Annotated in this window: 22 protein-coding genes; 8 read left to right on the forward strand and 14 right to left on the reverse strand. The window is 73.2% G+C overall.

Features of this window, described 5'->3' with window-relative positions; genetic code table 11:
- Positions 1 to 40: 40 nt before the first annotated feature.
- On the reverse strand, positions 41 to 844 hold the full coding sequence (locus V5P93_RS28945) for an AfsR/SARP family transcriptional regulator (protein WP_104481224.1): 804 nt from the start codon (positions 842 to 844) through the stop codon (positions 41 to 43).
- A gap of 164 nt (positions 845 to 1008) precedes the next feature.
- Between V5P93_RS28945 and V5P93_RS28950 the strand changes: the two genes are divergently transcribed.
- Positions 1009 to 1650 carry a ScbR family autoregulator-binding transcription factor gene (locus V5P93_RS28950; protein WP_104481223.1) on the forward strand — a complete coding sequence of 214 codons (642 nt, stop codon included), beginning with the start codon at positions 1009 to 1011 and terminating at the stop codon, positions 1648 to 1650.
- A 67-nt stretch (positions 1651 to 1717) separates the two neighbouring features.
- Here the strand turns inward: V5P93_RS28950 and V5P93_RS28955 are convergent, their stop codons facing one another.
- From V5P93_RS28955 to V5P93_RS28970, 4 genes are all read right to left on the reverse strand, one after another.
- Positions 1718 to 2086: a pentapeptide repeat-containing protein gene (locus V5P93_RS28955; protein ID WP_104481222.1), complete on the reverse strand. Its 369-nt coding sequence runs from the start codon at positions 2084 to 2086 to the stop codon at positions 1718 to 1720.
- A 232-nt stretch (positions 2087 to 2318) separates the two neighbouring features.
- Positions 2319 to 2621, reverse strand: a complete 303-nt coding sequence (locus tag V5P93_RS28960) for a DUF6191 domain-containing protein (protein WP_245931525.1) — start codon at positions 2619 to 2621, stop codon at positions 2319 to 2321.
- Positions 2622 to 2650: 29 nt separating this feature from the next.
- On the reverse strand, positions 2651 to 4744 hold the full coding sequence (locus V5P93_RS28965) for an ATP-binding protein (RefSeq protein ID WP_245931524.1): 2094 nt from the start codon (positions 4742 to 4744) through the stop codon (positions 2651 to 2653).
- The gene (locus V5P93_RS28970) at positions 4741 to 5130 is read right to left on the reverse strand and encodes a response regulator transcription factor (protein WP_245931519.1); all 390 of its coding nucleotides are present in this window, start codon (positions 5128 to 5130) and stop codon (positions 4741 to 4743) included. The genes V5P93_RS28965 and V5P93_RS28970 overlap by 4 nt, the downstream gene beginning before the upstream one ends.
- Before the next feature lie 179 nt (positions 5131 to 5309).
- Here V5P93_RS28970 and V5P93_RS28975 point away from each other — a divergent pair, with 179 nt between their 5' ends.
- From V5P93_RS28975 to V5P93_RS28985, 3 genes are read left to right on the forward strand one after another with little or no spacing between them, the layout of a single operon-like run.
- Positions 5310 to 5933 (forward strand): DUF998 domain-containing protein, encoded by a 624-nt coding sequence (locus V5P93_RS28975; protein ID WP_245931518.1) that lies wholly within the window; start codon positions 5310 to 5312, stop codon positions 5931 to 5933.
- 36 nt (positions 5934 to 5969) lie between these two features.
- A complete protein-coding gene (locus V5P93_RS28980) occupies positions 5970 to 6332 on the forward strand; it encodes a YciI family protein (RefSeq protein ID WP_104481219.1) in 363 nt (120 codons plus the stop codon).
- Between the two features lies 1 nt (position 6333).
- Positions 6334 to 7560, forward strand: a complete 1227-nt coding sequence (locus tag V5P93_RS28985; RefSeq protein ID WP_104481218.1) for an RNA polymerase sigma factor — start codon at positions 6334 to 6336, stop codon at positions 7558 to 7560.
- A gap of 166 nt (positions 7561 to 7726) precedes the next feature.
- On the opposite strand, the gene V5P93_RS28990 is transcribed toward V5P93_RS28985, so the two are convergent.
- The 5 genes from V5P93_RS28990 to V5P93_RS29010 form a co-directional block, all read right to left on the reverse strand.
- Positions 7727 to 9892, reverse strand: coding sequence for a collagen-like protein (locus V5P93_RS28990; RefSeq protein WP_219824086.1), 2166 nt, complete (start codon positions 9890 to 9892; stop codon positions 7727 to 7729).
- A 584-nt stretch (positions 9893 to 10476) separates the two neighbouring features.
- Positions 10477 to 11247 carry a GAF and ANTAR domain-containing protein gene (locus V5P93_RS28995; RefSeq protein ID WP_245931516.1) on the reverse strand — a complete coding sequence of 257 codons (771 nt, stop codon included), beginning with the start codon at positions 11245 to 11247 and terminating at the stop codon, positions 10477 to 10479.
- A gap of 160 nt (positions 11248 to 11407) precedes the next feature.
- The gene (locus V5P93_RS29000; RefSeq protein ID WP_181043696.1) at positions 11408 to 11845 is read right to left on the reverse strand and encodes a DUF6292 family protein; all 438 of its coding nucleotides are present in this window, start codon (positions 11843 to 11845) and stop codon (positions 11408 to 11410) included.
- A gap of 119 nt (positions 11846 to 11964) precedes the next feature.
- A complete protein-coding gene (locus tag V5P93_RS29005; RefSeq protein WP_104481215.1) occupies positions 11965 to 12573 on the reverse strand; it encodes a TetR/AcrR family transcriptional regulator in 609 nt (202 codons plus the stop codon).
- Between the two features lie 4 nt (positions 12574 to 12577).
- On the reverse strand, positions 12578 to 13399 hold the full coding sequence (locus V5P93_RS29010) for a class I SAM-dependent methyltransferase (RefSeq protein WP_104481214.1): 822 nt from the start codon (positions 13397 to 13399) through the stop codon (positions 12578 to 12580).
- 314 nt (positions 13400 to 13713) lie between these two features.
- Here V5P93_RS29010 and V5P93_RS29015 point away from each other — a divergent pair, with 314 nt between their 5' ends.
- The 3 genes from V5P93_RS29015 (at position 13714) to V5P93_RS29025 (ending at position 18807) form a co-directional block, all read left to right on the forward strand.
- A complete protein-coding gene (locus tag V5P93_RS29015) occupies positions 13714 to 15558 on the forward strand; it encodes a S8 family serine peptidase (protein WP_104481213.1) in 1845 nt (614 codons plus the stop codon).
- Positions 15559 to 15757: 199 nt separating this feature from the next.
- Entirely contained in the window at positions 15758 to 17263 is a 1506-nt protein-coding gene (locus V5P93_RS29020; RefSeq protein WP_146108206.1) for an AMP-binding protein, read from the forward strand.
- A 251-nt stretch (positions 17264 to 17514) separates the two neighbouring features.
- Positions 17515 to 18807, forward strand: a complete 1293-nt coding sequence (locus V5P93_RS29025) for a pyridoxal-phosphate dependent enzyme (RefSeq protein ID WP_181043695.1) — start codon at positions 17515 to 17517, stop codon at positions 18805 to 18807.
- Between the two features lie 8 nt (positions 18808 to 18815).
- Here the strand turns inward: V5P93_RS29025 and V5P93_RS29030 are convergent, their stop codons facing one another.
- The 4 genes from V5P93_RS29030 to V5P93_RS29045 form a co-directional block, all read right to left on the reverse strand.
- Positions 18816 to 19715 (reverse strand): LysR family transcriptional regulator, encoded by a 900-nt coding sequence (locus V5P93_RS29030; protein WP_104481254.1) that lies wholly within the window; start codon positions 19713 to 19715, stop codon positions 18816 to 18818.
- Complete coding sequence (locus tag V5P93_RS29035) at positions 19715 to 21163, reverse strand: sensor histidine kinase (RefSeq protein WP_181043694.1); 1449 nt, start codon at positions 21161 to 21163, stop codon at positions 19715 to 19717. The genes V5P93_RS29030 and V5P93_RS29035 overlap by 1 nt, the downstream gene beginning before the upstream one ends.
- A gap of 62 nt (positions 21164 to 21225) precedes the next feature.
- Entirely contained in the window at positions 21226 to 22479 is a 1254-nt protein-coding gene (locus V5P93_RS29040) for a transposase (RefSeq protein WP_104481209.1), read from the reverse strand.
- Positions 22480 to 22593: 114 nt separating this feature from the next.
- The gene (locus V5P93_RS29045) at positions 22594 to 23655 is read right to left on the reverse strand and encodes a hypothetical protein (protein ID WP_104481208.1); all 1062 of its coding nucleotides are present in this window, start codon (positions 23653 to 23655) and stop codon (positions 22594 to 22596) included.
- 296 nt (positions 23656 to 23951) lie between these two features.
- Between V5P93_RS29045 and V5P93_RS29050 the strand changes: the two genes are divergently transcribed.
- A complete protein-coding gene (locus tag V5P93_RS29050; protein ID WP_104481207.1) occupies positions 23952 to 24773 on the forward strand; it encodes a helix-turn-helix transcriptional regulator in 822 nt (273 codons plus the stop codon).
- The last annotated feature ends 234 nt before the right edge of the window (positions 24774 to 25007 follow it).

Genomic DNA, 25007 nt, shown 5'->3' on the forward strand with positions numbered 1-25007 from the left:
ACGCGGGACCCAGCATCGGGGAAGACCCTCGGAAACCGCGCTAGCCCGCGCGGTCGAGCCGCACGGGTTCGGGGGTGAGCAGCAGCGGGTCGGCGGCCAGGACCCGGCGGTGCAGGCCACGCAGGGCGGGCGAGGGGTCGAGGCCGAGCTCGTCGACCAGGCAGGCGCGCAGGCGCTGGTACTCGTGCGCGGCGTCGCCGCGCCTGCCCGCGCGGTAGAGGGCGACCATGAGGTGGGCCGAGAGGTTCTCGTGGGTGCCGTGGCGGGCGACGAGGCCGGTCAGCTCGGCCAGCACCTCGTGGTGGCGACCCAGCCGCAGGTCGGCGTCGACGCGCCGGTCCAGCACGCTGAGCCGGGCCTCGGTCAGGCGCCGGACGTGCGCCGCCAGCACCGCGCCGACCCGCACGTCGACCAGCGGGTCGCCGCGCCAGCGGGCCAGCGCGGCGCGGAAGTGCTCGGCCGCGCCCGCGACGTCGCCCGCCCGGGCCGCGCGGTGCCCGGCCTCGGCGCGGCGCTCGAACTCGCGCAGGTCGAGCTCGCCGGTGACCAGCAGGTAGCCGCCGGGTCGGGTGACCAGGACCCGCTTGGGGTCGCGCGGTTGCCCGGCGCGGGCCGACGCGGCGCCGATCAGGCCGCGCAGCTGCATCACGTAGGTCTGCAGGGTGGTCGTCGCGCTGCGCGGGGCGGCGTCGCCCCAGAGCTCGTCGACGAAGGCGTCGACCGGTACCACCTGGTCGGCGTGCGCGGCGAGCACCGCCAGCACCTTGCGCGGCTTGGTCGCCGTCGGCGTGACCGGCAGACCGGCCACCCGCGCCGCCAGCGGCCCCAGTATCCCAACGTCCACAACGCCTCCCGCGTTCGCCGCACCAGTGCGCCCAGAATAAAACCGACCACCCGGTTTATCAACCCTGCCGAAGATCATACCTACCCCCCGGTTTTCTCTCCCGCAACCCGGCCGGGTGATCGGCTACACTCCCCCGGGGATCGGGTCGCCGGGAGGAGCTCGTCGTGGCAAGGCAGGAACGCGCCGAACACACCCGCAACGCCATCCTCGACGCCGCCGCGGCGAAGTTCGACGAGTACGGCTTCCTCGGCGCGAGCCTGTCGGACATCCTCGCCGAGGCCGGGGTCACCAAGGGCGCGCTGTACTTCCACTTCGCCTCGAAGGAGGAACTGGCCAACGCGCTGATCGCCGAGCAGTTCGCGTCCGACCACGAGCCGCTGGCCGGGGTCGAGCGCCCCGGGCTGCAAACGGCGATCGACATGGGCCACGAACTCGCGGCGAACCTGCGGGCCAACAAGCGGGTGCGGGCCGGGATCCGGCTGGTGATCGAGCAGGGGTCGTTCATCGCGCCCGCCGAGAGCGCCTACCGGATGTGGATCGACATCACCCGGACCTGCCTGCTGGCCGCGCGGGAGAACGGCGACCTGCGCGCGGAGGTCGACCCGGACGACCTGGCGCAGCACCTGGTGGGGGCGTTCACGGGGCTGCAGCTGAGTTCGCAGGTGCTGACCGGCCGCGCGGACCTGACCGAACGCGTCACTTTCATGTGGACACTCCTGCTCACCGCGATCGTCCCCCCGCGCAGGCTGGCGAGGTTCAAGCCCGAGGGCACCGCGTCCATCCGAATCGCGGGAGTCAGCGCCTGACCGTCCTTTGGGGACACCAAAGTCGCGCACCCGGCGTCACCGCGACGAACGATTGGGCGCGACCTCGCTACCTCCGCGTCGTCGGGGTGACCGGGGATGGGGAAACACCGCCTTCGACAGGGCCGTCGGCCGAAGGGGAGAAGACCGGTCCACCCGACGGGAGAACCGTGGACGGGCTCACAATGGCGCAGCGGAGTTGTTCCGTTGTCAATCCACCGACTTCGGCCAGATCGACATCGGCCAGATTGGTGCGCATGAGTTTCGCACCCCCCATGTGGCCGATGTGCACAGTGGCGGAATTGAGGTCGGCGTCGGTCAAGTCGGCGTCGGTCAAATAGACCCACGTCATCTTGGCGCCCGAAAAACGAGCACCTCTCAGGTTGGCGCCCCGAAACCAGGAAGACTTGGGAACTTGTCCGGCCCCGTCTGCCCCAATTGTTCAATGGCTTTCGTGAAGCGCTCGGTAATCTGCCCTTGCCTCGACAGTTCCGGCTGGTCACGAGTCGCCTGCTGCTGAGCGCGATTCGCGCTGTTGACATTGAAGCGCACAACTATTGCCGATCTTGGAGGTTTGGTCGAACCCGGACGCGAGACTCCTGACTCCTTCGCCGTCGCGGTCGGGCAGCGCGTCCGGCTTGGGCACGGAGCACCCCTGCGGTGTGCCGAAATCAGGAACCGCTCTCCGGGGGTAGGCGTACCTGGATGCCGTGATCCAGGTCGTTGCCGCCGGGTGGGCCGCCCTGGGCTTCCTCGTCGCGCATCATGGACATGGAGTCGCGGTGGTCGAGTTCCATGCGCTTGGTGCCGTAGAACATCGCGGTGAACTCGTTGATGTAGGTGGCGGTCACCGGGGTTCCCGATTTGTCGCGCCGTTTCTGCCTGCGCAGTTCGTACACGCCTACCGCGACCACCGTCAGGGTCGACACGGGGATGCTCCACGTGAGCACCGTCTCCAGGGTGTCCATGGTCATCCCAACGCCGTGGCCGCCGCGCGGGTTCCTCAGCCCAGGGTGGCCAAGGGGGCGTCGGTCGGCGAGGTGGTGGCGGCGGGCAGGGTGAACTCGAACCGGGCGCCGCCGTCGGGGGCGTCGGTGGCGGTGATGGTGCCGCCGTGGCGTTCCACGATCCGCTTGCAGATCGCCAGGCCCAGGCCGGTGCCCGCGTAGCCCGCGGCGCGGTGCGCGCGGTGGAAGTTGTCGAAGATGGCGGCGTGGTGGCCGGACGGGATACCGATGCCGTTGTCGGTGATCGTCACCCGGACCAGGTCGTCGACGCGCTCCCCCACGACCGCCACGCACGGGGTCACCCCGGCCGCCGTGTACTTCACCGCGTTGCCGATCAGGTTGTCCAGCAGCTGCCGGACCAGCACCGCGTCGGCGAGCACCGGGTCCAGCCTGCCCACCGCGAACCGCGGCACCGGGTCGCCCTCGGCCACCGCGGCGTCGGCGCGCGCGGCGGCGATGTCGGCGACCACGGTCGCCAGGCTGACCGGCACCGGCGCGACGGTCGCGTCCCGGGCCGTCGTGTACGCCAGCAGGTCGTTGATCAGCACGCGCATCCGGCCCGCGGCCCGGCTGACCCGGGTGAGGCTGTTGCGCGCGTGGTCCACCGCGGCCGACTCGGGCGTCTCCGCGAGGGCCTCGTCGGCCACGCTGGTCCAGCCCTCGACCACGGCCAGCGGGTTGAGCAGGTCGTGGGCGACCACGCCCGCGAAGTTGGCGAGCTCGTCGAGGTGGCGGCGCTCGGCCGTCACGTCCCGGTACAGCACCACCGCGCGGTGGTTGCCGTGCACGTCGGGCAGGGCCGTGGCGTTGACGCGCAGCACCTGCGCCTCGGCCGTCCCCCTCCGGCGGACCACGACCTCCAGGTCGCGCACCTCCTGACCGGCCAGGACGCGGGCGTGCGGCATGTCCCCCGGGGTGAGCGCGGCGCCGTCCAGGGTGTGCACGTCGTAGTCGCCCGGCTCGATGACGGTCTCCCGCAGGTTGCCGCCCAGCAGCCGCACGGCGGCCGGGTTGCGCAGGGTCACGCGGCCGTTGTGGTCGATCACGGACAGGCCGTCGGCCATCGAGTCGATGATCGCCGACATCAGCTCGGCGCGCTGCGCCTGCTGCTCCTTCTCCGCCGCCAGCTCGCGCAGCAGCTCGACCCGCTCGTCGCGGCCCAGCGCCAGCGCCAGGCCGACCACGGCGACGATGGCGATGAACAGCTGGACGACCAGCGCCTTGGCCGAGTTCGAGGCGACCAGGGCGAACGGCCCGTCGCCGTGCAGGGTGAACAGCACCGCGATGGCGCCGACGCCCAGGTCGTGCAGCACGACGAAGGTGGTCGGCAACCGGGTGGCCGCCCACACGGTGAACGCGATCAGGGTGAAGGCCAGCGGCGCGCCGTGCACGACACCGAACCCGAGGACGTACGCGACCACGGAGGCCGCGGTGATCACCGCGTACTCCGCGAGCCGCCACCGCGGGGTCGCGGCGACTTCCGCGGCGGCGACCCGCCACACGCCGGAGCAGCCGCCCGCGCGCCGCCGGTACACCGCGCCCGCGCGGCCGACGCACAACCCGACCGCGCCGACCAGCAGCACGCCCGCGGTGTTGCGGGCCAGCCACACGGCGGTGGCCAGCCAGGAGTAGCGGTCGGTGAGCAGCCACATGCCGGTCGGGCCGATCGCCGCGCCGACCACCGTCGCCGCGAAGGCCGCGCCGAGCACGGCCCACAGGTCGCGCGGCCCGCGCAACCCGCCGCCGTCGGCGAGCGACCACAGCGACGGCCGCAACCGGACGATCAGCCAGAGGAAGACCCAGACCTGCGCGAGGTTGGCCACCACGAACACGGCCGCGAGCGCCGGACCGGCGCCGGTGGCCACGTTGACCGCCATGGTGATCGCCGCCAAGACCACGGCGTCGAGCCAGCGGGCGCGGGAGCGGTGCTGGGCGCAGAACCAGACGACGGCCACGCCCGCGGCGGGCCAGACCAGGCTCAGGTTGGTGTTGTCCATGACCGTCAGCCGACCGGCCCAGGTGGCCAGCACGTACAGGACCGCGAAGACCGCGGTCCTGGCCAGGCTGACGCGCAGCGACAGGTGGCTCACCGGGTCACGTCCCGCGCGGGTCCCCGGTTGTCCGGGGCCAGCCTGCGCACGGCCGCGCACAGGCCCATGCCGGTGAACGGCTTGGGCAGGTAGGCGGCGCCCGCGTCGCGCATGCGGGCCAGGTCGAGGCCGGACCACAGCACGGTGATGAACAGCGCGGGCAGGTACCGGTCGGCGCGGCGCAGCTGCCGGAGCAGGTCCACGCCGTCCATGCCGGGCATGTCGACGTCGAGGACGGCGACCTGCGGCAGGCCGTGCCGCTCGATGGCGGCCAGCGCGAGCGCGCCGCCGTCGACGGCGAGCACGTCGTGGCCGTCGGCGCGCAGCCACCGCGCGACGAGGTCGCGGACGTCCTCGTCGTCGTCGACCACCAGTACCCGTGCCACCGCGCCCTCCCTTTGCCCTGCTGTCGGCCGCCGGGAGGGCGTTTCCAAGATTTTCGCGGATCCGTGTCGAAGCGGGGTCTTCCCGTTCGTGGAGGGGTCGACGGCAGGTCATCACTCGGAGGAGAAGAGCCATGGCGGTGCAAACGCTTGACCAACCCGACCGTGTGGGACCCAAGCGGGTGACGAAGTCGCTGCTTGGTTACGGGGTGTTGGCGGGCCCGGTCTACGTCCTCGTCACGCTCGGCCAAGCGCTCACCCGGGACGGCTTCGACCCGACCCGGCACCAGTGGAGCCTGCTGGCCAACGGACCGGGCGGCTGGGTCCAGGTCGTGAACTTCGTCGTGACCGGGCTGATGGTCGTGGCCTTCGCCGTGGGGCTGCGACGCGCGACGGCCGCGCGGTGGGCGCCCGGGTTGGTGGCGGTCTACGGGGTGAGCCTGGTCGGCGCCGGGCTCTTCCGGGCCGACCCGGCGCTGGGCTTCCCGGCCGGGGCGCCCGAGGGGCTGCCCGCCGAGGTCAGCGGGCACGGGCTGCTGCACCTGGTGTGCGGGGTCGTCGGGTTCGTGGCCGTGGCCGTCGCGTGCTTCGCCGTCGGACGCCGGTGCGCGGCGGAGGGGCGTCGCGGGTGGACGGTGTTCTCCCGGGTCACCGGCGTCGGCCTCCTGGTCGGGTTCGCCATGGCCGCCGCCGGCCAGGGCGGCGCCGCCGCCACCCTCGCATTCACCGCCGCCGTGCTGCTGGTCTGGGCCTGGTGCGCGGCGGTCGCCGTCGACCGCTACCGCGCGGTCGGCCCCACCGCTTGATACACATCACTCGCTCACGAAGAAGGAGAAGACGCCATGCGCTACATCGTCCTGCTCAACGCCGAGCACCCCGACACACCGCCGCCCGCCGAGTTGATGGCCGGGATCGTCGCGCTGGGCGAGGAGGCCACGCGGTCCGGGGTGCTGCTCGACACCGCGGGCCTGGCGCCGAGCGCGGAGGGGTCGCGGCTGACCGTGCGCGCCGGTGAGCTGAGCGCGGTGGACGGGCCGTTCGCCGAGACCCGGGAGCTGATCAGCTACGCGATCTACGAGGTGGCGACCAAGGCCGAGGTCGAGGAGTGGACGAACCGCTTCCTGCGGCTGCACCGGGACCTGTGGCCCGGGTGGCAGGGCGCGGCGTCGATCCACCGCGTGCTGGACTTCGGCCCGCCCGCCTGAGGTGGGGAGCGCGGACGCGGCGGTGGCGGCGGTGTGGCGCGTCGAGTCCGCGCGCTTGGTGGCCGGGCTGGCGCGGCTCACCGGCGACGTCGGCCTGGCCGAGGAGCTGGCGCAGGACGCGCTGGTGGCGGCGCTGGAGCAGTGGCCGGTCGGTGGCGTGCCGCCGAACCCGGCGGGCTGGTTGATGACCACGGCCAAGCGCCGGGCCATCGACCGGCACCGCCGGGACCGGTCCTTCCGGGACAAGCTGGCGGTGCTCGCGGGCGCCGAGGACGAGGACCCGATGACTGCGGTCGACGACCGCCTGGACGACCACATCGGCGACGACCTGCTGCGGCTCGTGTTCACCGCGTGCCACCCGGCGCTGGCGGTGCCCGCGCGGATCGCGCTGGTGCTGCGCGCGGTGGGCGGGTTGACCACGGCGGAGATCGCGCGGGCGTACCAGGTGCCGGAGTCCACTGTGGCGCAACGGATCGTGCGGGCCAAGCGGGCCCTGGCCGGGGTGGGGTTCGAGCTGCCGCTCGCGGCGGAGTTCGACGCCCGGCTCGGTTCCGTGCTCGAGGTGGTCTACCTGGTCTTCAACGAGGGCTACGTGGCGACGTCCGGCCCGGCGTGGGCGCGGCCGGAGCTGTGCCGGGAGGCGATGCGCCTGGGCCGGGTCGTGGCGGGGTTGGCGCCCGCCGCGCCGGAAGCGCACGGTTTGGTGGCCCTGATGGAGTTGCAGGCTTCCCGGCTGGCGGCCCGCGTCGACGCGGCGGGGCGGCCGGTCCTGCTGGCCGACCAGGACCGGCGGCGGTGGGACCGGCTGCTGATCCGCCACGGCCTCGCCGCGCTGGACCGCGCGGTGTCGCTGGGTGTGCCGGTGGGCCCGTACACGGTGCAGGCGGCCATCGCGGCGTGCCACGCGCGTGCGGTGAGCGTCGCGGAGACGAACTGGCCGGAGATCGTCAGCCACTACGACGCCCTGGTGGCGGTGTGGCCGAGCCCGGTGGTGAAACTGAACCGCGCGGTGGCCGTCGGCATGGCCTCGGGCCCGGCGGCGGGTCTAGCCCTGGTGGACGGGTTGGTGGAGCGCGGTGTGCTCGCGGGCAACGCGCAGATCCCGGCCGTCCGAGGGGAATTCCTGGACCGCCTCGGCCGCCGGGAGGAGGCGGCCGCGGAGTTCCACCGCGCCGCCTCCCTCACCACGAACGAAGCCGAGCGCTCGGTCTTCCTCCGCCGCGCCTAGCGGTGTGGACGGGGCCGAGCGCCCGGTCTTCCCGTCCGCGCCCGAGGCCGGCGTTGGGGGGGATGACCGAGCGCTCGGTGCTTTCGCGACGTCCCCGGGAGGAGGATGTCGCGAAGTGTGCGCTGTGGACAGCGAGCGCTCGCGGGCGTGCCGTCCACCACCTGGGTCAGCGGCCTTTCAGGTCTCCCGGGACCGGGGCGTCGTCGCCGGGGACGTCGCAGCAGACCGGGCCTCGGGGGCCTTCCGGGCCCATGGGACCCGTGGGACCCGCCGGGCCTTGGGCTCCTGTGGGGCCCGGTTGTCCGGGAGGACCCGCGGGGCCTGCGGGTCCTGCGGGACCCGCCGGGCCTCGGGCGCCGACGGTGCCGTTCGAGCCCGCGGGACCGTTCGTGCCGTTGGTGCCTGGCCGGCCGTTCACGCCCGCGCGGCCGGATGGGCCCGCGACGCCCGGATCACCGGACTCGCCTTGGAGGCCGGGTTGCCCGGGACTGCCGGGTTCTCCGGGAGCACCGGGAAGACCGGGGGCGCCGGGTCGGGACGGCGATTCGACGATGGGCTTGCGGTCGTTCACCAGGCTCACCACCGTCCCCGCCACGGCGCCGCTGACCAGACCCGTGGTGGCGATGGCCAGCACGACGGCCGTCATCGGGACCATCCGCGCCCGGTTGGTGCCCGCGAGGGCACAGCGGGTGGTGGCCTCGGCGCGGGCGCCCGCCCGCGCGTCCCGGGCGGTGCTCGGCAGGGCGGTGCTCGAGGCCGTCGCGGCTGGGAAGGCGGCGGTCTGGGCAGCGGCGGGAGCGGGGACGGTGGGGATCGCGGGTTCCATAGGTGGATCACCGCCGCTGTCGCCCCGGGAGCTGTCCTCGTCGCCGGTACCGCTGTCGTCGTCCTCCTGCTCCGGGAACACGGTCGGGATGGTGAAGTCGTGGTCGGTCTCGCCGACTTGGCCGCCGATGTCGATGACCTTGAGGGTGATCGTCCCCGCCCGCCCCCGCGGCGGCCACGGCACGCCGCGCACGGTGACCGACGAGCGGTGGCGGGTGAGCGCGTCCTCCTCGCCGACCCGCCACACGTAGTCGTACGGGCCGCGGGAGGCGTCCGCCAGCTCCGCGTCGAGGCTCAGCGTCGCCACGTCGCCGTTCGCCGAGTGCTCGGCGACGATCGTCGGCTCGGGTTCGGCGTCGTCGGGCTCGAACAGGTCGCCCTCGACCGGCGGCAGGCGGTAGAGGGCCGTCAGGTGGTCGCCGTCGACGAACATCTCGACCACGTCGGCGTCCACCGCGACCGAGGTGCCCGGCACCACGAACCGCTGGCCGGGCACCGGTCCGGTGCCCGCGAGGTAGACCTGGCGCAGCAGCGCGGTGACCGCCGCGGCCACCAGCGGGGTGTGCCGGGTCGGCGGGTCGTCCGGGTCGGGCAGCACGCGCAGCGCGGGCGCCGGGCCGGTCACGTCGAACCCGAACTGCACCGAGTGGTCGACCGACACGGTGCCGCCGGGCCGCTCGACCTTCCCGACGACGTGCAGGCCGCGCTCCCCGGTGTAGGCGACCACGGCCCTGGTCCACCGCCACTGGACCTCCTCGAAGGCGAACCGCAGGCCACCCGTGCCGCAGTACCAGGCCAGGACGGTGTTCAACGCCCGCGCCCGCAGCGCGACGGCGACGTTGGCCGACGGCTCGAACAGCAGGTCCGGTGGCCGCGCGGGCGCGGCGCGCTCCGGGGCGGCGAGAGCGAGCATGAGCGTCACGGTCCCGCGCGGCGGGTCGGTGCCCACCACCCGCTCGGCGGGCTCGATGCCGTCCACGGCCGCCGCCGGGGCGCTCCGCAGGCGCAGCGGCAGCGGTTCCGGCAGGAAATCCAAAGGCAACGCGGCCAGCGGCGCCAACAATCTCCGGTGTATACCGGTGCGGAAGATCCGGCGCACCAGCCACTCGTCGAGTCGATTCGGCGGTTTGCCACCACCTTTGTAGTCAATGACGAGTTCGTCGAGGTCGATATCGGATTTACCCGGTTGGACCAATCCGAGTTCGACCAGATCGTCCCGGGCCGCGGCGGTCACCACGGCGCAGTCGACCGACACCGGACCGGCCGCGCTGAAGTTGACCCCCTTGGCCGCGTGCCGGGCCCCACCGACCACCTCGGCCCGCACCCGCAACCGCCCGTCGGCGAACTCGACCGCGGGGTCCGACCAGGTCACCCGCATCCTGAACAGCGGATTCACCCGCGCGATGACCTTGCTCAGCGACCCCGTCGGCCGCGGTGGCCGGGCCAGCGCCTCGCGCACCGCCCTGGCCTGCGCGTCGCGCAGCACGTCCAACCGCCACTGGACCACCACATCGGACCCGCCCGCCCCGGCGTCCGACCCGACCGATTCGGACTCGTTTCTCCCCTGGCGCGCACGCCGTTGTTGATCATGCATGGTTGAGGTTTCGCCCTGTCCTCAAAGCATTGTTCTCCGGTCGCGGGACAGCGTACGACCAGCCCTGGGTGGCGACAAGAGAAAGCGTGAACATCGCACATGTGCGGTTTTACCAGGCTCCATTCCGGAGCGGCCGTGGCAACCGATTGTCCACGCGCGGAATTCATGGGACGATCCGCGCCGTCGGCCATCGGACGTGCGCGTGCCCGCGACCGGACCCGACCCGGTGCGCACCGCCGGTCGGATTGTGCGGGGGCGCCGCCGGGCGCGGGCCGTGTCCAAACGGTTACCCGGGTCACCCGATCACGCGCATGGATGATCGCCGGGTGGGTATCTCCCGCTTGTCCTCGTGCGTGCGTGACCCGCCTGGTCTTGAGCCCCGCGTGTTAAGCAGCAGCACGGGGGCTCATGGTGAAGCCGTCCGTCGGGCCGCCCCGCGAGGAGCGGCCCGACGGGTGGTGCGGGCACGGACACCCCACGGGTGGGTGCGCGCGGGTTCAGTCGAGCGGATCGAGGGTGTGGTGGCGGGCGACCAGGGTCTTGGCCAGCTCCCGCAGCTTCACGTTGATGTTCTGCGACGCCCGGCGCAGCGTGTCGAAGGCCTCGTCGGCCCCGACGCCGCGGCGGGCCATCAGGATCCCCTTGGCCTGCCCGATCACGTCCCGGCTGTCCAGCGCGTCCCGCAGCTGCTCGACCAGCAGCTGGGCCCGGGTGACGCCCTCGGTGGCGGTCAGGGCCAGGGAAGCGTGGGTGGCCAGCAGCATCAGCGCGTCGCGGTCCTGCTGGTCGAAGACGTGCGGTTCCCGCGAGTAGGCGTTGAGCGCGCCGGAGAGCCGGGGCGCGGCGGCGTCGGGCAGCAGCGCGGCGGAGGCCAGCGAGTGGAATCCCCGCTGGGAGGCCCCCGCGCCGAACCGCGGCCAGCGCGGGTCGACGGCCAGGTCGGGGCTGTAGGCCGCGGCGGGACCGGCGGGCCGCGCGCACTCGACGCAGGCGCCCTCGCCGAACTCGTACTGCAGCTGGTCCAGCTCGGCGGCCACGGCGTCGGTCAGCACCGGCGTGTGGAAGGCGCCGTCGGGGCCGCGCAGGGTCACGCTGACCAGGTCGGCGGACCCGACCACGTCCTTGGCCATCACCACGACGCGCTCCAGCACGTCGACCAGCGACCCGGCGGCCAGCAGCTCGGTCGTGAGGGACACCAGCTGCCCCGCCAGCGGCCCGACGGTGGACTCGGGCGGGAGGGCCCCGTCCCGGTCTCGTTCCTCGCTCACCAGTCGTACTCCGCTTCGTCCAACCACGCTGTTCGCTGACGGTCCACCACACCGTCGTGGCGTGGATCGGCGCTGGCTGCTCAACGCGGAGTCGTTCCGGAGCATCCTACGGCTGTCCGCCCGGCCCCCCGCACGCGGCGGGAGGGCCGGGCGGGGGCGGCTAGGCGGCAGCGAGGGTGGTCCGGAACAGCGCGGCCAACTCCTCCGGGCCCGCAGCGGCGCGGATGGCGGGCGGGGTGGTCGACGCCGCCGCGCGGTCGCCGCGCTGGAGGGCGTTGGTGAACCGGGCGACGCGCGCGGGCGACGGGGCGACGGTGTCGCCGCCGAGGTAGCCGACGACGATCAGGTCCTCCCCGGAGTGCGTCTCGACGGCGGCCGACCAGCCGTGCCGCTCGTCCCACAGCAGGGCGACGTCGCGGCCGGGGTGGGAGGGCAGCCGCAGGTCGACGGCCAGGTAACCGGAGACCGGCGTGTCGTCGTCGACCGTGGTCGACTCCGGTCCGATGCCCAGTTCCGCGGCCACGGCGTGCAGGTACGCACGCAGCGCGCGGTGGGCGGGGTGCTGAAATCCGAGCGAGGGCTCCAGGATCGCGGTCACAGCGGACTCACCTTTCCACACACGGACACCGGTGATGGGGACATGCTCCGGCGCGGCGGCGGTCAAACGTGATTTCCCGTCACCGTTGCCACCGCACTACGTGACCTCGGACTCCGCTCTCACCCCATAGGACGAGCGCCGATCCCGTCCAGCACCACGGCCACGACCGACCCGGCGGACGGCCCGCCCGCCGGGGAGCCGAGCACGGCGGAGAGCACCTCGTCGTGGCACACGCCGACGAGCACCGCGGCGGCGGCCCCCACGTCCGCGTCCGGGTGCAGGCGGCCCAGGTCGCGCTCGGCGCGCAGGTAGTCCAGCAGCCGCGCGCGCCAGGGCGGCTCACCCTCCCTTGTGGACACGCGGGCCAGGACGCCGGGCTGCCCGACCAGTCCGGCCAGCACCGGGAGCACGGCCCGGTGCAGGGCGAGGCCGTGGTCGAGGTGCGCGCGGAGGTTGGCGGCCAGGTCGCCGTCGCCGGGGGTCGGCAAGGCGCCCAGCCCGGACACGACGGCCCGCGCGTGCGCCAGCACGGCGTCGGCCAGCAACTCGTCCTTGTCCGCGAAGTGGTTGTAGAGCACCCCGTCCGCGACCCCCGCCTCCCGCGCGATGGCCCGCACGGTGAGCCCCACCGCCCCGCCCGCGGCGATCATCCGGGCGGCGGTGCGCACCAGGTGCTCCCGGAGGTCCCCACCGCGCTCCCGCAGGACCGCCGCCGTCCTCGGTGACACGGCGTCAGATCCCCGCGGACACGAGCCACGCCTCGCCCTTGAGCCGCACGGCACCCCCCACCGCGAACCGCCCGAGCGCCTCGACGAGCGCGGCTTTCGCCCGCTCGGCGGCCTCCGGCGCGACCTGGCCGAGGTGGTGGCGGACGGGTCCCCAGTCGGCCATGAACGCGGCGGCGTCGGGGACGTCGCGCCCCCAGACCTGGTCGGCCTCGACCTTGGCGCAGGCGAAGTCGCGGAAACCGGCCCGGGTCAGCACGTCGCGGGCGCGGTCGGGGTCGGCGAACGAGGTGGGCCCGGTGCCGTCGGCGCCGGTCGGGTTGGGGATGTGCGGGGCCATCGCGTCGAAGACCGAGCCGAGGTCGGTGCCCGCGAACCCGGAGAGGCAGAGGAACCGGAGCCGCCCACCGGGGCCGAGCGCCCGGCCGACGTTGACGAACGCCGCGACCGGGTCCGCGAAGAACATCACCCCGAACCGGCTGACGGCGACGTCGAAGGAGCCGGGCGCGAAGGGGTGGACCTGGGCGTCTGCCCGCAAGAAGTCCACAGTGGACAACCCAGCAGCGAGCCGCTCCGCCGTGCCGAGCATCGGGGCGGAGAGGTCGACGCCGAGCACCGCGCCGGTCCCGGACCGGGCGGCGGCCTGGCGGGTCACCTGGCCGGTGCCGCACCCGATGTCCAGCACCCGGTCCCCGGGCCGGACGGCGTCGAGGAGGTGGGCGTTGAACCCGCCGTTGACGTCGTCGAACCGGTCGGCGTTGTCGGCCCAGTGCCGCCCCTCGTAGCCGTTCCACGCCTCGGCCTGCCCGGTGTTCACCACGTCAGCCATGCCTCACCCCTCGTGAACACGCGTTCATGAACGTGCGTTCATGGTAGCGGGTCGCCGCCCCCGGCGCGCGAACGGGCCCCGGCCGGACCCGTTCGGCGCGGAGCCGTTCCGCGCCCTGTGTACGGGTGTGAACGTTCCGGTCCCGGCGCCGCCCGCGAGTCCGCGAACTGGGCGTTCACAGCGAAACCCTCAACCGGCAACCCGGGCGCCTTGTCCGGCGAACCGGGCGAATTGCACTGTTCTCGGCGGTGGAGCGGGTGTTTGGGACGCGTACCCGCTCCCCACACCCTGCGAAGTGAGGAATCCGACAGCACATGAAGAAACGTTTGTCGCTGAGAACGAAGACGGTCATCGTCTCCGCGGCCGCGCTGGCCGGGGTCGCCGCCATCGTGGCCCCGCCCGCCTTCTCGGCCGAGGAGACCGCGCCCGCGGTGCTGAACGCGGGCGCGCCGGACTCGGTGCCGGACCGGTACATCGTGGTGTTCAAGGCCCAGGGGCAGGGCCTGCACTCGGTCGGCTCGACCGCGGCGGCGCTGACCCACCGGTACGGCGGTCGGGTCCGGCACACCTACGACGCCGGTTTCAACGGCTACTCCGCCACCATGTCCGCGACCGCCGCGGCCGAGGTGGCGAAGGACCCGGCCGTGCGCTACGTCCAGCAGGTCACCACCGTGCGCCTGGCCGACACCCAGAGCAACCCCCCGAACTGGGGGGACGACCGGATCGACCAGCGGGACCTGCCGCTCAACCGCGCGTTCAGCTACCCGGCCAACCCGGGGCAGGGCGCGCGGGTGTACGTCATGGACACCGGCATCAACGCCAACCACCAGGACTTCACGGGTCGGATCGCACCCGGCTACGACTTCGTGGACGACGACAGCACCCCGCAGGACTGCCACGGCCACGGCACGCACGTGGCGGGCACGGCGGCGGGCACCACCTACGGCATCGCCAAGAAGGCGACCGTCGTGGCGGTGCGGGTGCTCAGCTGCGGCGGTTCCGGCGGCAACGACGACATCATCGCGGGCATCAACTGGATCAAGACCAACGCGGTCAAGCCCGCCGTGGTCAACTACAGCATCGGGTGCAGCCAGCGGTGCTCGGACACCACCATGGACAACGCGGTGGCGGCCCTGATCGCCAGTGGCGTGCAGTGGGTCCAGGCGGCGGGCAACTCCAGCGACGACGCCTGCGGCTACAGCCCGCAGAAGCTGCCCGCGGCGATCACCGTCGGCAACACCAACAACACCGACGGCCGCAACTCGACGAGCAACTACGGTCGCTGCCTCGACCTGTTCGCGCCGGGCACCAACATCGTCTCGGCCGCGTACAACAACAACACCGGCTCGGCGACGATGACCGGCACCTCGATGGCGTCCCCGCACGTGGCGGGTTCCGCGGCGGTGTACCTCGGGCAGAACCCGTCGGCCACCCCGCAGCAGGTCCGCGACGCACTGGTCACCAACGGCACCACCGGCAAGGTGACCAGCGCGGGCACGGGCTCGCCGAACGTGCTGCTCCACACCGCCTTCATGAACGGCAGCCAGCCCGGTGAGGTCACCGTGGCCAACCCCGGCGCCCAGAACGCCGTGGTGGGCCAGCCGTACTCGCTGAACAACAGCGCGTCGGGCGGTACCGCGCCCTACACCTGGTCGGCGACCGGCCTGCCCGCGGGCCTGACGATCACCGCGTCCACCGGCGCGATCTCGGGCACCCCAACCGCGGCGGGCACCGCGAACGTCACCGTCACCGCCCGCGACTCCGCGGGGCGCACCGGGACGGTGGCGTTCGCGCTCACCGTGGGCACGACGGGCACCTGCGGCCCCGTCACCAACGGGACCGACTACCCGATCAACGACCTGGCCACCACCGAGAGCCCGGTCGCGGTGTCCGGCTGCACGGGCAACGCCTCCGCGACCGCCACGGTCGCGGTGAACATCGAGCACACGTACATCGCCGACCTCGTCGTGACCCTCGTCGCGCCGGACGGCAGCACGTACGTCCTGCACGACAAGGCGGGCGGGTCCGCGGACAACATCAACCGCTCGTACACGGTCAACCTGTCGTCGGAGGCGAAGAACGGGACCTGGAAGCTGCGCGTCCAGGACACCTACGCCAACGACACCGGCAAGATCGACTCCTGGACCCTGACGGTCTAGGCGGTTCCAGCGAAGCCCCCGGTGCCCCTGCACGCCGGGGGCTTCGCCCTGGTCGCGAGACCCGCGCTTTGTTCCGACGTTCCCGGAAAACGCGCTATGTCCCCATCGGGGACCCCTATCGACACCACGGCCATTCCTCAAGCGACAGCACGGGAAACGGACCTACGCTGGAATCGTTCACGAGGGCGGGAGGGTGGTCATGCAGGCGATCTCGGTCGACGACCTGGAACTGGCGCGGTCCGCCGGTCGGGTGGGGCGCGCGCCCGCGGCGTTCCTCGCGGCCGTGTTCGGTGCCGCGATCGGCAGGCACGGCGGTGCGGACTCGACGGTCGCCGCGCCCGTCGACTGGCGCGTGCCGTTCCGCGACTACCTCTCCACCCTGGACGTCCCGGCCGAGGCACCGGAAGCGGTGTGGTCGGAGGCGAAGATCCGGCTCGTCGCGACCCACGTGGAACCGGTGTGGGTGCTGGAACTCGACCACACCCTGCCCGCCGCCTACGCCGACGGGCTCCTCGATTCCCTGCACGGCGCGCTCGCCCGCGTGGTGGCCGATCCGGACACCCCGCTCGCGGACCTGTTCACCGACGCCTCGGCCGAGCAGTCGCGCGCCGCGGACGAGCTCTGGTTCCGCCCGCCCGTCTGGCACTTGGTCGGCTGGCTGCGCCGCACGGCCGAGCGGCGGGCGGACTCGGTGGCGGTGGAGGAGAACGGGAGCAGGCTCACCTACCGCAACCTGGAGGAAGCCGTCCGGGCCACCACCGCCGTGCTGCGGGCGCGGGGCGCGCGGGCCGACGACGTCGTCGGCCTGGCAACCGACACGCTCACCGACACGGTGACCACCCTGCTGGCGGTGTTGCGGATAGGTGCGCGATACCTGTTGCTCCCGCCCACGAACCACGGCGATCCGTTGCGGCGCACCGGCTGCCGCGTTGTCGTCGGCGCGGCTCCCCCGGACGGCGACGACCACCCGGCGGGCGTCACGCTCCTGTCACCGGACGACCTCATCGGCGCGGCCGGTCCGCTCGCGGAGGGTGAGCGACCACAGCGGGCGGGCGGCTACCTCGCGCCGGTGGACGGCGGCTACGTGGCGATGAGCGCGGAACCGCTGTTCAACCTCACGGCATGGCAACTCGTCTCCTTGAGCATGGACCACGACAGCCGCGTGCTCGCGTCGCCGGGCGTCGACCCCGGGGCGTTGTTCCGCGAGGTGGTGCCGACCCTGGCCGTGGGCGGCACCGTGATCGCGCGCGACCGGACGCCCTTGGCCGCGCAGGTGGTGGCGGACCGCGTCACCCACGTGCACTTGCGTGATGGGGTGGAACTTCCCGGGATCCCCTTGGGACACCTGCGTCACGTCTGCGTGACGGGCGGCGAACCGGGACCGGACGCGCGGGTCGTGCGGCTGTTCGCGCGGCCGGAGACCCAGGTGGCGCTCACCGCGCGCGACGGCGCGGCGCTGGGCCGCCCGATCACCGGCGTCACCGCCCAGGTGGTCGACCGCACCGGACACCTCGCGCCGCCCGGTGTCCCCGGTGACCTGCACCTGGGCGGGCGGTGCGTGGCCGACGGCTACCTCGCCGACCCGGGCCGGACCGACGACCGGTTCACCCCCGACCCGCACGGCCCCGCGGGCGCCCGCCGCTTCCGCACGGGCCTGCGCGTCCGCTGGGACGACCACGGTGACCTGGTCCGCGTTCCCGACTGACCTCCCCCCGGGTCACCGACGTCCACCCCGCGGCGTCGGTGACCCACTTGCGCGCACCGCCGGACAGGGAGGCGGGGTGTGCGCCATCATGGCGGTGATCGGCCAGGGGTGGCCGACCGTCCTCCGCGAACACACCCGGCCACCGCCCGGGAAGCGCGCCCGTCCCGATGTCCGACGTCCAGGCCCGCGCACACCCCGCCCGCCGGGATCGCGCCCGCGATCTCCCCGTGGAGAACCGGAGGTCACCGCCGATGTCCGCACCGCCGCCCACCCCCACCGCCGTGCCGACCGACTGGCGCAGCGTGCTCCCCTACCTCCGCGGCCCCCTGCCGCCGGACCGCTTCTCCGGCAAGGGTTCCGCCGCGCCGCTGCTCCCGGACGAGCTGGCCCGCCAGTGCGCGCAGGAGCGCGAGTACTGGCGGATCCCCGAGGAGGTGCGGGAAGCGTACGCGCGGTACCGGCCGACGCGGCTGTGGCGGGCGACCGCTTTCGAGGACGCGATCGGCGCCCGGGCTCCGGTATACGTGAAGTACGAGGGCGGCAACGTCGCGGGCGGGCACCAGCTGAACACCGCCCTGGCCCAGGCGTACTACCACCGGGAGGCGGGCGCGGTCGAACTCGCCACGGGCACGGTGGGCGCGCGGTGGGGTGTCGCGCTGGCCTCGGCGTGCGCCCTGTTCGGCCTCCGCTGCACGGTCTTCGCCACCCGCGCGCTGCTGGAAACCCAGCGCTACCAAGCGGAAGTGCTGGAGAACCTGGGCGCGAGCGTGCGCCCGTCCGGCGATTCGCTGTCGCGGGTTGTCGGCGACGCGGCGACCTACGCGGCGGACCGGGAGGGAGTCCGGTACTGCGGCGGGTTCGGCGCCACGTACAGCATCCTGCACCAGTCGGTGATCGGGATCGAGAGCAGGCAGCAACTGTCCGATGTGGACGTCGAGGTGGCGGTCGTGATCGGCGCGGCGGGCGCGGGCACCCACTTCGGCGGGCTGGCGCTGCCGTTCCTGACCGAGGCCAGGGCGTTCGGCACCCGCGCGCCCCGGCTGCTGGCGGTGGAGTCGGCGAGCATGCCCGTGCTGACGCGCGGTGTGTACGCCTACGACCGGCTGGAACCGACCGCGCCCTTCCAGGCCGTGTACACGTTGGGCACGCACTCCCCCAAGACGCGCACCCACGCGCCCGGTTTGCGGGTGCCCGCCGTCGGGAAGCTGATCTCGGCCCTGCGCCACACGGGGGCGATCGAGGCGGAAGCGGTCGAAGAGGGCGCGGCGCTGCGCGCGGGACGGCTGTTCACCTTGAGCGAGACGATCGTCCCGTCACCGGAGGCGGCGCACGCGCTCGCCGCGGCCGAGAAGGTGGTGACGGCGGAACACCCGGAGGGCCCTGTCCTGGTTTGCCTCGGTGGGCACGGGTACTCGGACGTGCACGCGTTCCGCGAGGGCGCCGCGGCGGAGGCCGGGGTGCCGACGGACGACGAACTGCGCGCGGCCACCCGCGCACTGCACCCGGTGGACCCCGCGCACCGCCCCACCCCGAGGCACTGCTGACCGGGAGGTCACTCGGCCCCCTGCTCCGCGATGACCTTCGTCGCGGTCTCCACCAGCGCGGTCACCGCCGGGTGCCCGGTGCCCACGCGCCGCCACGCGACCTGGGTGCACACCTCGAAGGGCGGCCGCCAGGGGATCCGGTGGAGTTCGCCCCGCGCCAACTCGTCCGCGACCGCCACCGTCGGGAGCAGCGCCATGCCCAATCCCGCCGCCGCGCTCCGCTTGGCCGCGTCGATCGAGTCCAGCTCGAAGACCCGCGGCCGGTCGACCGCGACGTCGAGCCCGATCAGCCGCTCGAACTCCAGGTGGTAGTCGGCCCCGCTGTCGGCCCGGATCAGGGTCGCGTGCACCAGGTCGTCGACGCCCACCTCGCGGGCGTGGACCAGCGGGTGGTCCTGGTCGGCGACCAGGACCAGCGGTTCCGGGCACAGGATCCGCGTCTCCAGGTCCTCCCGGCCGCCCACGGCGTCCACGAAGAACGCGCAGTCCAGCCGCCCCTCGCGCACCCGGGTGATGGTCTCCCCGCAGGCCGAGGAGTGCAGCGAGATCTGGACCTTCGGGTAGCGCAGGTAGATGTGCTCGATCATCGGCAGCAACCGGTAGCTGGTCAGGCTCTCCACGGTGCCCACGTCGACGTGCCCGTGCGGTTCCCCGCCCGCGGCGACCGCGGCCCTGGCGCGCTCGGTCAGCGCGATGATCTCCCTGGCGTACGGCAGCAGCGCCGCGCCCGCCGCGGTCACCCGGGGGCCGGTCGGCAACCGCTCGAGCAGCTGCGACCCCAGGTGGTGCTCCAGCGCCTTCACCCGGGCGGTCACCGTGGGCTGGGAGATCCGCAGCCGGGCGGCGGCGCGGGTGAAGCTGCCGATGTCGACGACGGCGACGAAGGCCGTCAGGTGCGGTGGTTCCATCAGCACCCGCGCACCGCGGGCAGCCGGACGGTGAAGCGGGTGTCGCCGGGCACGGAGGTGACCTCGATGGTCCCGGAGTGCCGCTGGGTCACCACGTCGCGGCAGACGTGCAGGCCGAGCCCGGTGCCCTTGCCGATGTCCTTGGTGGTGAAGAACGGCTGGAACAACCAGGGCAGCACGTCCTGCGGCACGCCGGGCCCGTTGTCCCGCACCTCCACCACCACGTCCTCGGCCTCGCGCCGGGCGGCCAGCCACAGCTCGCCGACCCCGCCCATGGCGTCCACCGCGTTGTCGATGAGGTTGGTCCACACCTGGTTGAGCTCGCTCGGGTACCCGCGCACCGGCGGCACCTCCGCGTACTCCCGGCGCACCCGCACCCGCCGCAGCTTCGCCGCCTGCATCGCCACGGTCGCCTCGATGCCCTTCACCACGTCCACGTCCTGCTGCGGCGCGCGGTTGAGGTTGCTGTAGGTCTTGGTCGAGGAGACCAGCGACTCGATCCGCCCGCCCGCCTCGGTGATGTCGTTTACCAGCGCGTCGACGTGCAGCGACAGGCACAGCCAGTGCAGCGCGGCGGGCAGCGCCGCCGCCCGCACGCCCTCCGCGACCTCCGCCAGCACCGCCAGCCCCACGCCGTGGTCGGCCAGCGTGGTCGCCAGCTCGGGGTCGGCGTCGACACCCCGCTCGGCGAGCCACTCCTCGGCCAGGTCGGCGGCGTCGGCGGCGGCCAGCGCGTCGACCACCGGGGTGCCGCCGAAGCGGGCGATCACCCCGCCGAGCAGCACCCGTTCGGCGGGGGTCGCCGCCTTCGCCCAGTCCGCGGCGCGGTGCACGAGGTCGGACACGGCCTCCCGGAGGATGCCCGCGGTGCGCATGAGCGCGGCGGTGGGGTTGTTCAGCTCGTGCGCCAGCCCGGCGGCGAGCGTGCCCAGCCCCTCCAGCATCGTGCGCCTGCCCGCGCGTTCCTCGTAGGAGTGGATCCGCCAGGCCAGCACCGGCAGCAGCACCTGGCACACCCGGGGGAAGCGGGCCAGGATCTCGTAGAACCCGTCGCGGTCGTAGGCCAGCAGCGTGGTCTCGCCGACCGCGACCGCCTTGGCGACGTAACCGCCGCCCGCCAGCATCGGCAGCTCGCCGGTGAACTGGTGGGCCGCGCGGGGTTTGCCGTCCGGGTCGGACTCGTCCCGCTCCGGGCGGGCGCGGTGCCTGCCGAACACCTCCTCGCGGCCCTCGACCACCTTGGTGATCAGCAGTTCACCGCCGAGCAGGACGTAGAACCGGTCGCCCGGCTGGCCGTCCTCGAACAGCACGGCCCGGTCGTCGAGCCGCACCACCGACCCCGCCCCGGCCACCCACCGCAGGCCGTCGGCGTCGAGGTCGGCGAACAGCTCGACGTCGCGCAGCCGCGCGAGGACCCCGGGCGGGGGCACGTCATCCGGGCCGGGCACAGTGGACACCCCGGGCGGTCCGCCTCGGGTGCCCGCCGCGGGTGGGGGCGGTTCCACGGCGATCAGGCCCTCGGTCGCAGTTGCACGGTCTCGTCCGCGCGCTCGGCCTCCAGCCTGCGCAGCGTCCGGTAGACGTGCGCGGCCGAGACCAGGGTCACGTGGTGGTGCCAGCCGCGGAAGGACCGGCCCTCGAAGCTCTGCAGGCCGAACTCCTCGCGCATCCTGGTCATCTCCCCGGTGACCCGCGACCGCAGCTTGGTCAGCGCGATCAGGTCCGGCAGCCGGGCGCTGCCCAGGTTGTTGATCCACAGCGCGGTCGGGCGACCGCCGCCGAGCGACCACTCGGCCAGCACGCCGCGGGCCGGTCGGTACGGGCGGCGCGGGTCCAGGCGCACCGGCGCGCCCAGCGGCGGGCCGCCGGGGACCGCGGTGGCGGAGAACCGGGACGTGGTGGACGTGCCGTCCACCCGGTCGCGCCAGTTCACCGTCATCCGGCCCTGCCGCGCCGAGAGCGCCACCAGCTCGCCCACGGTCGGCGCGCGGCGCGCGTCGGCCGGCGTGCGCGGGGTGGCGGGCAGCGCGGGGGTGCGCTCGCCGACCCGCACGAGGTAGCGCAGTCCCCGCTCCTCCAAGCCCTGCAGCAGCGGTTCGGTGTCCGGGTCCTGCTCGGCGTCGACCACGACCGGGGCGGGCGGCAGGTCCCAGCCGTCGAGCAGCTCGTCGATCGCGGCCAGCACCTGCTGCCCGCGCGGCGCGTGCCGCTCGTGGTCGGGCACGTGCGCCCGGCCGCGCCGCACCTCGTCGGCGTCCCACGACTGCGGCAGCATCAGCCGCCAGTTGACCGCGCAGGCGGCGTCGTCACCGGCGAGCATGACCGCCAGGCCCAGCTGGCAGTTGAGCATGCGCTGCGCGGAGGTCGAGTACTGCTTGCACACCCCGACCGAGCGGTCGCCGTTCTTCGGGAAGACGACCTCCTCGACCAACCACGCCCGCGGCCGCAGCCCGGCGCCCAGCTGGTGCGCCAGGCTGCGCCGCACCGGCTGCCACTGCCACGGGCTCTGGTTGACGAACTGCTGCAGGCACTGGTCGGCCCGCCAGCCGACCATGTAGTCCGCGATGCGCCGGATGGATTTGCGGCCCGGCACCGAAATGAGCCCTCTCGTGTAGACCTCCGCCCACCGCCGCTGATCCGAGCGCGGTATGTGCGAGAAAAGCTCCTTGCAGAACTGCGCGAGGTCGTCGACGTTCTCCAGTACGGATGTCCCTGTTCCCCCATAGCCGGTCAACGGTACCCACTCCTCGGTTCTCTGTCGCATGCCACCAACCTGTCGCGATCCGGCGGACGCGGTTTCCCGGTGGTGCCACGGCCGTGAGCGCGGTGGGTTCCGCCACCGCGCTCGCCGACCGGGGAACCGCCCCCCGCCCCGGGTTCAGCCGTCACTGAACGTCCCCTTGCGCCTGAGCAACCTGATCGGCCTGCCGTGCCCCCGGTTGTCCTCGAACTCCACCCGGTCGTGCAGGAGCCGGTGGCCGAGCGCGTCGGCGAACGGCGCGTACCGGCCGCGTTCGCACTGGAAGGCCCACCACGCCTGGTCCGGGTCCCGCTCGGCGGGCAGGCCCGCGTCGACCATCAGCGCCACGGTCTCGCCGAACGCCCGTTCCTCGCGGCCCTGCAGGCTGACCGGGGCCAGCACGGCGGGCAGCGGGGAGCCGAGGTCGCCCGCCAGGTCCTGCAGGCAGGCCCGGCCGCGGTGCAGCAGCGGGGAGGTGTGCGGCGGCGCCCAGGTCGGCGCCACCGCGGCCACCAGCGCCGCCGCGTCCAACATGATCACCGCGGCGCGCACCCAGGTGAGGCCGCAAACCGAGCGGTAGTGCACGAGGGCCGGATATCCGGAATGCGTGGCGTGCACATCGGCGAGCCAATCCAGCCAGTCCTTGAACTGCCGGTCCAATCCGTCGCGGGAACCGCCCCGCGCGTGCGTGGCGAGCAGTTGTTCCGCGTCCAGCGGTTCCCGCGCCCGGGAAGCCAAACTGGTCACCAGCCGTTCTCGTCTGCTGTAGGCGTCGGTGAAGCGCAGGAGATGTACGGTGAAGGCCGCGGAGATCAACAGGGTGGACAGCCAGATCGCGGGCGCCAAGGCCGTGACGGCGTCGTCCCGGGCCCGCAACACGAGCATGCGGGCGTATTCCCCGAGTTCGAGCACCGACCCGTGCACCGCCGTCCCGAGCAGGAAGAACCCGAGCGAGCCGATGACCAGCCAGCACGCGGCCATGGTGAACAGCGCCAGCGGCGCCGCGTACTCCATGACCCGCTCGCCCGCCCGCCGCGGCAGCCGCCTGGCCAGCGCCGTGCACGCGCCGGTGACCAGGCGCGACGACCACTTGGCGGTGCGCGTCGGGGTGAACCGCGGGATGAACACCGTGCGCAGCACGCTGAGCCAGACCAGCACGACCAGCAGCGCACCCGCGACCGCGCAGACCGCGGTCAGCACGACGAAATCCCGCGTGCCGTCACCCGATTTGACCTCATCCGAATTCCCTCGCGCATACCCACTGCCTCCCCGCACCCTGCTCAGGCGTATCCCCAGCATGCCGAGCACTGATAAGACAGAGCAGAGCGAACGTGTGGTGGGACCGGCGGTACCAGGATGGGACGACCCGATGGGGGCATCGGATTCCACTGAACCGGCGCGGTGGGTGTGCCGTTCGCGGGAGATCCGGACAATGCTGGTACCGGGGGGAGCCGCACCGGGGAAACCGGCACCGGCGGAATCGGGATCGAGGTGAGATGTCCACCAACAATAACGCAGGACGGAAAGAGCTTGCCAGATTCCTGCGCAGCAGGCGGGAGCGGGTGAGCCCGTCCGACGTCGGGCTGCCGCTGGGCACCCGCAGGCGGATCAGCGGCCTGCGCCGGGAGGAGGTCGCGGTGCTCGCGGGGGTGAGCACGAGTTGGTACACCTACCTGGAGCAGGGCCGGGAGATCAGCCCGTCGCCGGAGGTGCTCGACAGCCTCGCCCGGGTGCTGCGGATGAGCGAGGACGAGCGGCGCTACATGCACGTGCTGGCGCACGGCCAGGTCACCAAGCCCGGACCGCTCACCCCGGCCCCCGCCGCGCGGGACATGCTGCGCTCGACGATGACCATCTTCGAACACCACCACCTGCCCGTCTACGCCGGCGACCACCGCGGTGACCTGCTGGAATGGAACAAGGCGGCGACCACCTACTACGAGGACTGGTCGGCGTACCCCCCGCGCGAGCGCAACATCGTGCGGTGGATGCTGCTCGCGCCGCAGGCCAAGGCCCGGCTGGCGGACTGGGAGCAGGACGCGCGCGACTCGGTGGCCAGGTGGCGCGCGGAGGCGGCCAAGTGGCCGACCGACCCGCGCACCCGCGACCTGATCGCCGAACTGGCCCGGGTCAGCCCGGAGTTCACCCGGTGGTGGGACAGCCACGACGTGCAGGAGCACCGGGCCAGGGTGCGCCGGTTCCGGCACCCCGAACTCGGGCTGCGCCCGCTGCGGATCCTGCCGCTGTTCTCCCCCGAGTTCCCGGCCACCGCGATCATCGTACACCTCCCGTTGAACTCGGACATAGCGGACACGTGATCGCGAGAACGGCCTAACGCGGGCGTATTTCGTTATTTCCTGGTTGACCGTTTCCGCGCTCAGCAACCAAAGTCTTCGAAGTCTTCGAGTGATTTCCACCATTGAGGGGGCGGCATTACGTCGCATGTGGACTTGCTCGCCACACCTCGAACCAGGATCGACGGCACGTGATCAGTCCGGGATTGGCACGACTTCGACATGTCTTTACGTGTGCGCGTAGACAATCGTCAGGGG

It is taken from the genome of Actinokineospora auranticolor (assembly GCF_041897805.1).
Taxonomy (GTDB): Bacteria; Actinomycetota; Actinomycetes; order Mycobacteriales; family Pseudonocardiaceae; genus Actinokineospora; species Actinokineospora auranticolor.

Excerpts from the sequence above, each read along its gene's own strand:
- V5P93_RS28960 (WP_245931525.1), bottom strand. The coding sequence starts at position 2,621 with ATGACCATGGACACCCTGGAGACGGTGCTCACGTGGAGCATCCCCGTG.
- V5P93_RS28980 (WP_104481219.1), top strand. The coding sequence starts at position 5,970 with ATGCGCTACATCGTCCTGCTCAACGCCGAGCACCCCGACACACCGCCG.
- V5P93_RS29010 (WP_104481214.1), bottom strand. The coding sequence starts at position 13,399 with ATGGCTGACGTGGTGAACACCGGGCAGGCCGAGGCGTGGAACGGCTAC.
- V5P93_RS29015 (WP_104481213.1), top strand. The coding sequence starts at position 13,714 with ATGAAGAAACGTTTGTCGCTGAGAACGAAGACGGTCATCGTCTCCGCG.
- V5P93_RS29020 (WP_146108206.1), top strand. The coding sequence starts at position 15,758 with ATGCAGGCGATCTCGGTCGACGACCTGGAACTGGCGCGGTCCGCCGGT.
- V5P93_RS29025 (WP_181043695.1), top strand. The coding sequence starts at position 17,515 with ATGTCCGCACCGCCGCCCACCCCCACCGCCGTGCCGACCGACTGGCGC.
- V5P93_RS29030 (WP_104481254.1), bottom strand. The coding sequence starts at position 19,715 with ATGGAACCACCGCACCTGACGGCCTTCGTCGCCGTCGTCGACATCGGC.
- V5P93_RS29040 (WP_104481209.1), bottom strand. The coding sequence starts at position 22,479 with ATGCGACAGAGAACCGAGGAGTGGGTACCGTTGACCGGCTATGGGGGA.
- V5P93_RS29050 (WP_104481207.1), top strand. The coding sequence starts at position 23,952 with ATGTCCACCAACAATAACGCAGGACGGAAAGAGCTTGCCAGATTCCTG.